The organism is Pseudarthrobacter sp. TAF60_1, assembly GCF_052113505.1.
Taxonomy (GTDB): domain Bacteria; phylum Actinomycetota; class Actinomycetes; order Actinomycetales; family Micrococcaceae; genus Arthrobacter.
The window spans coordinates 31,290-41,159 of record NZ_JBFRDI010000022.1 but is presented as its reverse complement, the minus strand read 5'-3'; the positions used below and the strand labels follow the sequence as shown (position 1 = coordinate 41,159).

Annotated in this window: 12 protein-coding genes; 6 read left to right on the top strand and 6 right to left on the bottom strand. The window is 64.0% G+C overall.

From position 1 onward, the window contains the following. Nucleotides 1-169: 169 nt before the first annotated feature. The gene (locus AB4Y73_RS19700) at nucleotides 170-556 is read right to left on the bottom strand and encodes a DUF1844 domain-containing protein (RefSeq protein WP_164201053.1); all 387 of its coding nucleotides are present in this window, start codon (nucleotides 554-556) and stop codon (nucleotides 170-172) included. Between the two features lie 390 nt (nucleotides 557-946). Here AB4Y73_RS19700 and infC point away from each other — a divergent pair, with 390 nt between their 5' ends. From infC to AB4Y73_RS19680, 4 genes are all read left to right on the top strand, one after another. After that, nucleotides 947-1,996, top strand: a complete 1,050-nt coding sequence (gene infC, locus AB4Y73_RS19695; protein ID WP_441874245.1) for a translation initiation factor IF-3 — start codon at nucleotides 947-949, stop codon at nucleotides 1,994-1,996. 115 nt (nucleotides 1,997-2,111) lie between these two features. Then, nucleotides 2,112-2,306, top strand: coding sequence for a 50S ribosomal protein L35 (gene rpmI, locus AB4Y73_RS19690; RefSeq protein WP_009358635.1), 195 nt, complete (start codon nucleotides 2,112-2,114; stop codon nucleotides 2,304-2,306). A gap of 118 nt (nucleotides 2,307-2,424) precedes the next feature. Next, nucleotides 2,425-2,808 carry a 50S ribosomal protein L20 gene (gene rplT / locus AB4Y73_RS19685; protein ID WP_164201051.1) on the top strand — a complete coding sequence of 128 codons (384 nt, stop codon included), beginning with the start codon at nucleotides 2,425-2,427 and terminating at the stop codon, nucleotides 2,806-2,808. A 49-nt stretch (nucleotides 2,809-2,857) separates the two neighbouring features. After that, a complete protein-coding gene (locus AB4Y73_RS19680) occupies nucleotides 2,858-3,775 on the top strand; it encodes a TrmH family RNA methyltransferase (RefSeq protein WP_441874242.1) in 918 nt (305 codons plus the stop codon). A gap of 74 nt (nucleotides 3,776-3,849) precedes the next feature. On the opposite strand, the gene AB4Y73_RS19675 is transcribed toward AB4Y73_RS19680, so the two are convergent. Further along, on the bottom strand, nucleotides 3,850-4,125 hold the full coding sequence (locus tag AB4Y73_RS19675) for a GlsB/YeaQ/YmgE family stress response membrane protein (protein ID WP_441874241.1): 276 nt from the start codon (nucleotides 4,123-4,125) through the stop codon (nucleotides 3,850-3,852). A 199-nt stretch (nucleotides 4,126-4,324) separates the two neighbouring features. Here AB4Y73_RS19675 and AB4Y73_RS19670 point away from each other — a divergent pair, with 199 nt between their 5' ends. Continuing rightward, nucleotides 4,325-5,296 carry a cation diffusion facilitator family transporter gene (locus tag AB4Y73_RS19670; RefSeq protein WP_441874239.1) on the top strand — a complete coding sequence of 324 codons (972 nt, stop codon included), beginning with the start codon at nucleotides 4,325-4,327 and terminating at the stop codon, nucleotides 5,294-5,296. Nucleotides 5,297-5,398: 102 nt separating this feature from the next. On the opposite strand, the gene AB4Y73_RS19665 is transcribed toward AB4Y73_RS19670, so the two are convergent. Further along, on the bottom strand, nucleotides 5,399-6,607 hold the full coding sequence (locus tag AB4Y73_RS19665) for an MFS transporter (RefSeq protein ID WP_441874237.1): 1,209 nt from the start codon (nucleotides 6,605-6,607) through the stop codon (nucleotides 5,399-5,401). A gap of 181 nt (nucleotides 6,608-6,788) precedes the next feature. On the opposite strand from AB4Y73_RS19665, the gene AB4Y73_RS19660 reads away from it, so the two are divergent. Continuing rightward, nucleotides 6,789-7,241: a (deoxy)nucleoside triphosphate pyrophosphohydrolase gene (locus AB4Y73_RS19660; protein ID WP_441874235.1), complete on the top strand. Its 453-nt coding sequence runs from the start codon at nucleotides 6,789-6,791 to the stop codon at nucleotides 7,239-7,241. A 101-nt stretch (nucleotides 7,242-7,342) separates the two neighbouring features. On the opposite strand, the gene AB4Y73_RS19655 is transcribed toward AB4Y73_RS19660, so the two are convergent. The 3 genes from AB4Y73_RS19655 to AB4Y73_RS19645 all read right to left on the bottom strand — a co-directional run bounded on the left by AB4Y73_RS19655 (nucleotide 7,343) and on the right by AB4Y73_RS19645 (nucleotide 9,644). Next, entirely contained in the window at nucleotides 7,343-8,458 is a 1,116-nt protein-coding gene (locus AB4Y73_RS19655) for an Rv2578c family radical SAM protein (RefSeq protein WP_441874233.1), read from the bottom strand. A gap of 92 nt (nucleotides 8,459-8,550) precedes the next feature. Then, nucleotides 8,551-9,195 (bottom strand): SIMPL domain-containing protein, encoded by a 645-nt coding sequence (locus AB4Y73_RS19650; RefSeq protein ID WP_441874231.1) that lies wholly within the window; start codon nucleotides 9,193-9,195, stop codon nucleotides 8,551-8,553. 2 nt (nucleotides 9,196-9,197) lie between these two features. After that, nucleotides 9,198-9,644, bottom strand: a complete 447-nt coding sequence (locus AB4Y73_RS19645; RefSeq protein ID WP_441874249.1) for a hypothetical protein — start codon at nucleotides 9,642-9,644, stop codon at nucleotides 9,198-9,200. Nucleotides 9,645-9,870 lie beyond the last annotated feature (226 nt).

Below are 9,870 nucleotides of genomic sequence, written 5' to 3'. Positions count from 1 at the left end.
GCGCTGGGCGCGCCGCTCGCCGGACTCTTCATCGACGGGTCGGGACCGTCCGGGGGGTGTGTTGCGGTGGGCGTGGCCGGAGTCCTGCTTTGCCTGGGGGGGCTGCTGCTCCAGGCGCTGCGGCGCCGCCGTCGCAATTTAGTTCTTGGAGGAATTGCCGCGCCAGGTACTAGTTGACAGCGCCGGTGTACTTCTCGCCGGGGCCCTTGCCCGGGGCGTCCGGAATGACGGACTCTTCACGGAAGGCAAGCTGCAGGGAACGCAGGCCATCGCGCAACGGTCCGGCGTGCTGGGAACCGATTTCGGGGGCAGCGGCCGTCACCAGGCCGGCAAGGGCTGTGATGAGTTTGCGGGCCTCATCCAGGTCTTTCAGTTCCTCCGCGTTGTCCTCGGCGGCGAGGCCGAGCTTTACTGCTGCTGCACTCATCAGGTGAACCGCGGCGGTGGTGATGACCTCGATGGCAGGCACCTCGGAGATGTCGCGGATTTGCTGGCTCACGTCAGCTTCGGCGGGGGCGGCCTCGAAAACGTGTGAATTGCTGTCTGGGGTACTCATACTGGTAAGCTTGTCACAGACCGACTGAATGTCGTTATTTTGCTGTGTTAAGGTCCCGCTGGCGCCATGCTGCGTCGTGAGGGATTTTTTCTGTAGAATGGCATCCAGTTTGCAAGCGGAGTTCTCTCCCACCCGCGTCAGCCGTTTTCCCACCGGAAGTTCTTCCAGGGAAGCAAGGTTGCCGGGTACCGGTCGGACAGTTCCTTGAGGCGGTGAGCCTGGGGAAGTGCGCACAGCTTCTCTTTGAAGAAGCGTGTATCCGATCATCGAGGCCTTCGATTGCTCCGGCAATTGGGGGCCTTCTCTATTTGCCGGTGGGTTTACTACATCAATCACAGGAGCTTTAACATTAGCGAGCCAAGAATCAATGAGCGTATCCGCGTCCCCGAGGTGCGGCTGGTCGGCCCTGCAGGTGAACAGGTAGGAGTCGTCCGTATTGAGGATGCCCTGCGTCTGGCTGCCGAATCCGACCTTGATCTCGTTGAAGTAGCACCTCAGGCCAAGCCTCCGGTGTGCAAGCTGATGGACTTCGGCAAGTACAAGTACGAGGCCGCAGTCAAGGCGCGTGAAGCCCGGAAGAACCAGACCAACACGGTTCTGAAGGAAATCCGCTTCCGCCTGAAGATCGACACCCATGACTACGAGACCAAGCGAGGCCATGCGCTTCGCTTCCTCGGTGCAGGTGACAAGGTCAAGGCCATGATCCAGTTCCGTGGCCGCGAGCAGCAGCGTCCGGAGATGGGCATCCGCCTGCTCCAGCGTTTCGCTGACGACGTCGCCGAGGTGGGCGTTGTCGAGTCCAGCCCGCGCATTGACGGACGCAACATGGTGATGGTCGTGGGCCCGCTGAAGAACAAGGCGGAGGCCAAGGCTGAGGCACGCCGTGCAACGCAGCGTGCAGAGGCTAAAGCACAGAACGAAGCCAAGGCTTCGGGCCGCATCGATGTCACCGGTGACGATCAGGCTCCGCTGACCCAGTCGTTGGCTGACCTTCTCCCGGAAGGGTTCGCCATCAACACGGAGCCCGAGGCGGATGCCCCGGAAGCGGTAAAGACTGAGGCGGCAGCCCCGGCCAAGGCTGAAGCAGCCGAAGCTCCCGTTGCTCCTGCAGCCGGAGCCCCGGCGAAGGAAGCTCCCGCTAAGGAAGCCCCTTCGAAGCAAGCTCCCGCTAAGGAAGCCGCTGCACAGGAGGCGCCCAAGCAGGCTGCCCCGAAGGCCGCTGCTCCCAAACGTGAGGCCCCCAAGGCAGCCCCGGCTCCGGCCAAGGCTCCCGAGGCCAAGCCCGCTGAAACTGTCAAGGCATCCGCTCCGGCTCCGGCCGCGCCGAAGCCCGCAGCAGTGCCAATGCCCAAGCCGGTAGCCCGGCCGGCAGCTCCGAAGCCTGCTGCGAGGCCTGCCCCCAAGGCAGCTCCGAAGCCGGCCGGTAAGAAGACTACCTAGTTCAAAGCTGCAGGAGGTTTCCTCCCGCAGTACGCAACCAGTACGCCACCTGCAGGGGTGGCTGCTCGAACGAACTGCAGACAATGTCTGCGGACACGTAAGGAGATCGGTTCCCATGCCGAAGATGAAGACCCACAGTGGTGCTAAGAAGCGCTTCAAGCTGACCGGTAGCGGCAAGCTGCGCCGCCAGCAGGCCAACCGCCGCCACTACCTCGAGCACAAGTCCTCCAGGCTGACTCGTCGCCTCGCCGGCGACAAGATCGTCTTCAAGGGTGACGCGAAGGTCATCCGGAAGATGCTCGGCATCTAAGTTCCAAGTTCTCTGACTGATGCCACCTGGCAGCAGTCAACTACCAAAAAGGCTTCTCAGGCCAGCCGGTTGTTCCGGCAGTAGATGCTTGGGATCAGATTTTCGAAGGAGTACGCACGTGGCACGTGTGAAGAGGGCGGTCAACGCCCACAAGAAGCGCCGGGTTATCCTTGAACGCGCAAAGGGCTACCGTGGACAGCGTTCACGCCTGTACCGCAAGGCCAAAGAGCAACTGCTGCACTCGTTTGTGTACAGCTACGGTGACCGCAAGAAGAAGAAGGGTGACTTCCGTCGCCTGTGGATCCAGCGCATCAACGCTGCATCCCGCGCCAATGGCCTCACCTACAACCGCCTGATCCAGGGCCTGAAGGCCGCTGAGGTCGAGGTTGACCGCCGTATGCTGGCCGAGTTGGCGGTCTCCGACGCCAACGCTTTCGCTGCACTGGTGAAGATCGCCAAGGATTCCCTGCCTGCCGACACGTCGGCTCCGGCTGCAAAGTAGCACTGAAGGCCGTTCAAGGACCGGTGGCTGAAGCCACTAAGGTTCTTATATGAACGAAACCGGGCGCCCGCAAGATTTCCCACTTTCCAATCCCCGAGCTGATCGGGTCAGGAAGGTGGCACAACTTGCCGGGCGCCCGGCCCGTTTAAAGCGCAGCGAGTTCCTGGCGGAGGGTCCGCAGGCGGTCCGTGAGGCCCTTACCCTGCACCAGAAGAGGATCGCTGCGGGGGAGCCCGGCGTCGTCTACGAGGTCTACGCGAGCGAAGCCTGCCTCGACCGGCACCCGGACCTGGAGTCCCTCGCCGAGGGCACCGACGCTTACCTCACTACCGACGAAGTGCTGGCGGCGATGGCGGACACGGTCACCCCGCAGGGCATCCTCGCTGTCTGCGGTTTCCTGGACGTGAGCCTTGAGCAGGTCCTCGACGCCGGCCCGCGGCTGGTCGCCGTGCTGTGCCAGGTCCGGGACCCCGGAAACGCGGGCACCGTGCTCCGGGCAGCTGATGCAGCCGGAGCGGACGCAGTCATCCTCACCGCCTCCAGCGTTGATATCTATAATCCCAAGGCGGTCCGTTCCACAGCTGGCTCCCTGTTCCATCTGCCCGTCGTGCTGGGCGCCGACATTGAGGCTGTGGCAGCGGCGTGCCGGGCCCGGGGGATTGGCATCCTAGCCGCCGACAGCGAAGGTGACGTCAACCTGGATACGCTCCAGGACCAAAACGCCGCCCGTCGCATTGCCTCCTCCGGCGTCGAATCGGTCTATGCATTGGAGGCTCCCACGGCGTGGCTCTTCGGGAACGAAGCACAGGGGCTCTCAGACGCGGAACTGGCTCTGGCCGATCACCGCGTAGCCGTACCCGTCTATGGAGCCGCGGAGAGCCTCAATTTAGGCACCGCGGCTACGGTATGCCTCTATGCGAGTGCACGGTCCCAGCAGGACGCGGTCCGAACCCGAACGGGCGAGTGACAGCCGCCTCCGGAGAATAAGGCAGGGCCCCGAAATTTTCGGGGCCCTTCGTAATGATCAGATGCGTGAAGTTATTAAGGTGCGCGCGTGGACTTGCTGCGTCCCGTGATGGCGCCATAGATGCCGGCAACGACGAGGCCGCCAACAATGGCCAGAAGCCAGGAACCGAGATTCCAGAATTCCATCTTGCCGCCGCCGAAGAGCAGGTCACCGATCCAGCCGCCGACAATTGCCCCGACTACGCCGAGCACCAAGCTGGTGACCCAGCCGCCGCCGACCCTGCCGGGCATGACTGCCTTAACAATGGCACCTACTATGAGTCCGAGAATGATCCAGCCTAGAAAGCCCATGTCTCCTCCTTCATATTCGTCGGGATTTTAAACGTCCCGATTAGTGTTCAAGCTAACACAACGTTGCATCATTGTCAGCAGGCTTAGTGCCTGTCGCGGGTGTGTGGTTTCGGCTGAAAAGGTACGGTATTGATGGACGGAGCCTGTTCCGGCCCCGTGATGACCCTTGCTCGTTCCGTGACCCTGAAGGGGTGCTTTCGTGGCTGAACATGGCGGTACCAAGGCGATTGTCGCGGCGCTTGCCGCGAACCTGACCATCGCCGTCCTCAAGTTCGTTGCATTCATCCTGACTGCTTCCTCGTCCATGCTGGCCGAAGCAATCCACTCAGTAGCAGACTCGGGCAACCAGCTGTTACTGCTGATTGGCGGCAAACGCGCCCGCAAGGCAGCCAGTCCCGAGCATCCGTTCGGGTATGGCCGCGAACGCTACATTTACGCCTTCATCGTCTCGATTGTGCTCTTCAGCGTGGGTGGCCTCTTTGCGCTCTTCGAAGCGTGGAACAAGTTAAAGGATCCGCATGGCATTGAAGGGGACTTCTGGTGGGTTCCGCTGGGCGTGCTGATCGGGGCTATCGCGGCGGAGTCCTTCTCCTTCCGGACGGCGATCATCGAGTCCAACAGCATTCGTGGCAAGCAGGGCTGGGTGAGCTTTGTGCACACGGCCAAACAGCCTGAGCTGCCGGTGATCCTGCTGGAGGATTTCGGGGCGCTCCTAGGCCTGATGTTTGCCCTCGTCGGGGTTGGCATGACTCTCATCACCGGGAATGGCATCTGGGACGCCGCCGGCACCGGCATGATCGGTCTGCTTCTCGTGGCTATTGCAGTGGTGCTGGCGATCGAAACCAAGTCCCTGCTGCTGGGTGAATCCGCCACCCGGGACGATGTGGTCCGGATCAGCGAGGCCATCGAGGCCGGCGGGCACAACCGCATCATCCACCTGAAGACCCTCCACCTCGGACCGGAGGAGCTGCTGGTGGCGGCAAAGATTTCGGTGGGGGCAGCCGAAACGGGTAGGGACATCGCCGCTTCCATTGACAGCGCTGAGTCCCGGATCCGCACCGCCGTTCCGATTGCCCGCGTAATTTATCTGGAACCGGATCTGCAGCGTGACGACGCACAGGGTGCCGCCCAGGTTCCGGCCGAGGCACGGCCGCAGGACTTGCAAAGTTAATCATGGCTCAGAGCGCTCTGAGCTGAGCCCAGGACCCCGGTTGTCCCATGAGCTCAGTGCGCGGGTTGTCCCGTGAGGCCGTTGGTTGCCCGGCCACTTGGATCAGGCAGCCAGCGGCCTTTTACGTTCCAGCAGGCCGCTGGTCACTGCGACGGCAAGGCCCAGGAGGGCCAGCACCGCACCCACGAGTGCGGGCGCCACGAAGCCCCACCCCCACGCGATCACCACGCCGCCCAGGAATGCGCCCAAAGCGTTGGCAACGTTGAGCGCTGCGTGGTTAAGCGAAGACGCCAGGGAAGGGGCATCCGGCGAGGCATCCAGCAGGCGGGTCTGCAGTGCCGGGATGAGCAGGGACCCCGACGCACCCACCACAAAGACCATTACCAAGGCTGACCACGGCCAGTGAACGGCGACGGCGTAGGTCACCAGTGCGGCCGCGATGCCTGGCAGGACCCAGTAGAGGGTCCCCATCACCGACTTGTCAGCCAGCCTGCCGCCCACCACGGTTCCGGCAACCATGCCCAGCCCGTACAGCGCAACCACAAGGGGGAGCAGTGAAGCGGGGATACCGGCCACCATCGTCATCGTGTGGGCAATGTAGGTGTACGTGGCAAAGAAGCCGCCAAAGCCCACGATGCCGATCAGGATGGCCAGCCAGACCTGCAGGCGTTTGAGTGCACCCAACTCGCGGCGGATGCTGGCGTCCGGATGGGGTGCCTGGAACGGCACGAATTTCCATAGCAGGACCAGCGTCAGGACGCCAATGGCGCCTACGAGGACGAACAGCAGACGCCAGCCGAAAGTCTGGCCGACCCAGGTGGCGGCAGGAACGCCGATGACGTTGGAGACTGAGAGGCCGGCCATCACCATGGAAATGGCCCAGCCGCGTCGGCTGGCAGGAACCAGCGAAGCAGCGATCACGGCCGCCACGCCAAAAAACGCACCGTGTGGCAATCCCGCTGCGAACCGGGAAACCAGCATGGTTCCATAGTCCGGAGCAAGGTAGGAAGTCAGGTTTGCCACTGTGAAGAACAGCATCAGGCCGAGTGCGAGGTGTTTGCGGGGAAGCTTGGCGCCCACAGCTGCGAGCAGCGGCGCGCCCACCACTACACCGAGGGCGTAGGCGGAAATGAGGTGCCCTGCTTCGGGGGTGCTGATGTTGAGTCCCTGCTCCACCTCCTTGAGCAGGCCCATCATGGTGAATTCCGTGACGCCGATTCCGACGCCGCCCATCGCCAAAGCGAAGATGGCGGCACCGATGTTGGGAGTCTTCACTCGGGACATTGTGGGCGTTCGGGTGGTGCTGCTCATGTGCCTGCTTTTCAACGAGGATGCTGGTTTTCAACGAGAATGTTTGGAGGCTGCCGCGGGAATGGTTGCCGGGCCACTCTAGGGAACCCCGAGCCGGGTGCAGGTATTCCAATCGGGCCGCCAGTAAGGGCCTTCGGTCCATTGTCCCCTATGGCGAGTGTCGCCTACATAGACTGGGGCGGTGACTGAACAGATACAGGTAGTTGGTGCAGCAATTCTCGACTCGTTGGAACATCCTGCCCGCCTGCTGGTGGCGCGGCGGACGGCTCCCGAGCAGTTTGCCGGACTGTGGGAGTTCCCCGGCGGCAAGGTGGAAGCTGGCGAAGAATGCGAGGCAGCGCTGCACCGTGAACTCCGGGAGGAACTGGGCGTCAGGGTCCGGCTGGGGCCGGAGCTGCGGGCTGAAGCGCCCGGAGGGTGGCGGCTGAACGAGCGGGCCAGCATGCGGGTCTGGCATGCAGAAGTCATCGAGGGCAGGGCCCATCCGCTCGAGGACCACGACGAACTGCGCTGGGTGGCTCTCGCAGACCTTCAGGCGGTGCTCGACCTTCCCTGGATTCCTGCCGACTTCCCGATTGTCCAGGCTCTGCTGGACTCGCTCAGCCCACAGGTAGCACACGCCCGCACGCCTTGATTCGCTGGACTCCCTGGTTGGCCGACTCAGATTCGGCGCGGGCTGAACCGTGTGCTGAGCCGCGAAGTAGTTTGAATGCCACCTGAGCGGAGCATTCCGCGTCAGAAAAGGGTCGGCTGGCGAAGGGCCGGTTCCTCGATGCCGGCCCGCGCGTGCGGGCCAGCCTTCCCGGAAGCCGGCAGGCTGCCCTCCGGGTATTGTGCTTCTTCGCTGCGGGGATCATCCTCCAGGTCACGGTGGCTGAAGCCGTGGCCGCTGGTGAAGCCATGCCGTTGCTTGAAGTACCGCACCTTGGCCGCGAGCCAGGTGCGGTACTCCTTGGAGGCGTACGATCCCGTGCCGTAGAGGCGGCGGTAGCGGCCGGCGAGGTCCGGGTGGGTTTTGGCGATCCACTGCATGAACCATTCCCGCGTGCCCGGCTTCAGATACAGGGCACCGGCCGTCACGCCGGTGGCGCCGGCCGCGGCCAAGGATCCGAAGAGGGCATCCAACGCTTCGTCGCTGTCTGAGAGCCACGGCAGGATGGGCATGGCCATGACGCCGCAGGGGAGTCCGGCGTCGCGGAGACGGGAGACCAGCTTGAGCCGGGCCCGGGGCCCCGGCGTGCCCGGTTCCACAGCCTCGGACAGGGCCTCGTCCGTCATGGCAAGCGAGATGCCAACACCGACAGGAACCTGGGCAGCAGCGTGCTTGAGGAGGGGAATGTCGCGTGCCAGTAGGGTCCCCTTGGTGAGGATGGACAGCGGCGTACCGGAGTCCGCCAGCGCTGCAATGATTCCCGGCATTAGCTGGTAACGGCCCTCCGCGCGCTGGTACGGGTCGGTATTGGTTCCCAGAGCCACCTGGTGGCGGCCCCACGAAGGTTTGGCCAGTTCCTTCCGGAGGACTTCGGCAGCATTGACCTTGACCACCACCTGGCTGTCGAAATCGAGTCCGGCGTCGAAGTCCAGATACGTGTGGCTTTTGCGCGCGAAACAGTAGACACAGGCGTGGCTGCAGCCGCGGTAGGGGTTGACAGTCCACTCGAAAGGCATTTTTGAACCGGAAACCACCTTGTTGAGCACCGATTTGGCGGTGACCTCATGGAAGGTGATGCCGGCGAACTCCGGAGTGGTGACTGACCGGACCAGGCCGGCGAGGGGCAGCAGCGCGGGCGATGGGACGTTTCCGCCGTCGTTGGCAGGCCGCTGCATCAGTGCTTGTGCATCCCATCTCATGCACTCTATTCGAAGATATGTTCGAACTTAAGTCAAGGACCTACGGCGCAGTGTCGCGCCGGGCGACGACGTGGAACGGAAAGGATGCGCCCTTAGGCCAGCAACTCCCACACCACGGTGACGCTGGCACTGAGGCTCGCGTGGCCCGCCTCCACACCCATGGCGTCCGTGGCGGCGGCCCGCTCGAGCCTGGCCACCGGGACCGGCCCGGAGGAGAGGGGGTGCTCAAGGACCGACGCCACCGGGCCAAGCCTTGCTGACGCCAGGGCAGCAAACTGCCCCGCCGCAGCAGCGGCGTCCTGCCACGCGGCTTCACGGGCGCGGCCAAGCACACTGGATTCGTCCGCGAAGCCGAGCTCGAGGCCGTTCAGCCGCACATCGTCGCCGCCGGCATCAACGACGGCCGCGATGACGGCAGAAGCAGCAGCCACCCGACGGACCCGTACGGTGACTACGCTGGACGCGACGTACCCGGCGACTTGCTGGCCTTCGCCCTCGCGCCAGACAAGCTCGGGGCGGACGTTCAGCCCGGACGTCCGGATGTCCGCATCGGCCACGCCGTGCTGCCGGATCGCACCGGACACAGCGGCGGACGCGGTGCCGGCGTCGGCGTAGGCGGAGCCAACGCTGGGCCGCCGGCATTCGACGCCGACGGACACGGTCAGCAGGTCAGGCGGCGCCTCCGCCGTTCCCGTCCCCGTCACGGTAATGGTCCTGATGCTGGTATCGCCCGCCATGGTCAGACCTCGATTCCGCCGGTGCCGCCAGGGGCCGGCTTTGGTGTCCTGGTGTCAACGTATCCGCCGGCGGCCAGGCCGGCCTGCCGCTCGAAGAAATTGGCCGAGGCCGGGTTGCCGGTCCGAAGCTGCGACCAGCCTGCGGCCAGGAAGTAGAGCGGAAGGAAAGGCAAACCCAGGCACCAGGCGTACTGGCTGCAGTGCTTTTCCTCGTGCCCCAGGAGAGCGGGTTTGGTCAAAAGCTGGTCAGCCCGCATCCGGCAGATGATCACATTGCCCAAGGTGAACGCCCCGGCGAAGGGGAGCCGCCACGTGTACCCGGAGGCGATGATGAGGCCCCGCGGCCCCTTGCTGAGGGCAGTCCCCGCAGCCCGGGCCAGCACGAGGCCAAGCAGGGTTGTTCCGTTGGCAAGGTTGGCCAGCCGCCGCACCCGCCGTCCCGCTGTCACGTGTGACGGTAGCTGAGCAGTCACACGAACTGCCGACTCCCGCGCAGGCGCCACCGGCCGTGCTGCTGTCAGGCGCCAGCGTACTGTCATGAGGCCATGGTAGCCGGAGGGTTCAATTAGACTGGTGGATAGTGGCCGCCGGTAATTCTCCAGTCGGTAATTTCCAACCGGGTATTTTCGCCAGCGGCCCTGCCCTGGTCATCGAGTGCATCCGTCCTGCACGGAT

Bases quoted from the DNA above. Each gene is read 5' to 3' on its own strand.
- AB4Y73_RS19680 (WP_441874242.1), top strand. From the start codon at position 2,858: ATGAACGAAACCGGGCGCCCGCAAGATTTCCCACTTTCCAATCCCCGA.
- AB4Y73_RS19655 (WP_441874233.1), bottom strand. From the start codon at position 8,458: ATGAGATGGGATGCACAAGCACTGATGCAGCGGCCTGCCAACGACGGC.
- AB4Y73_RS19650 (WP_441874231.1), bottom strand. From the start codon at position 9,195: ATGGCGGGCGATACCAGCATCAGGACCATTACCGTGACGGGGACGGGA.
- AB4Y73_RS19700 (WP_164201053.1), bottom strand. From the start codon at position 556: ATGAGTACCCCAGACAGCAATTCACACGTTTTCGAGGCCGCCCCCGCC.
- AB4Y73_RS19675 (WP_441874241.1), bottom strand. From the start codon at position 4,125: ATGGGCTTTCTAGGCTGGATCATTCTCGGACTCATAGTAGGTGCCATT.
- AB4Y73_RS19665 (WP_441874237.1), bottom strand. From the start codon at position 6,607: ATGAGCAGCACCACCCGAACGCCCACAATGTCCCGAGTGAAGACTCCC.
- rpmI (WP_009358635.1), top strand. From the start codon at position 2,112: ATGCCGAAGATGAAGACCCACAGTGGTGCTAAGAAGCGCTTCAAGCTG.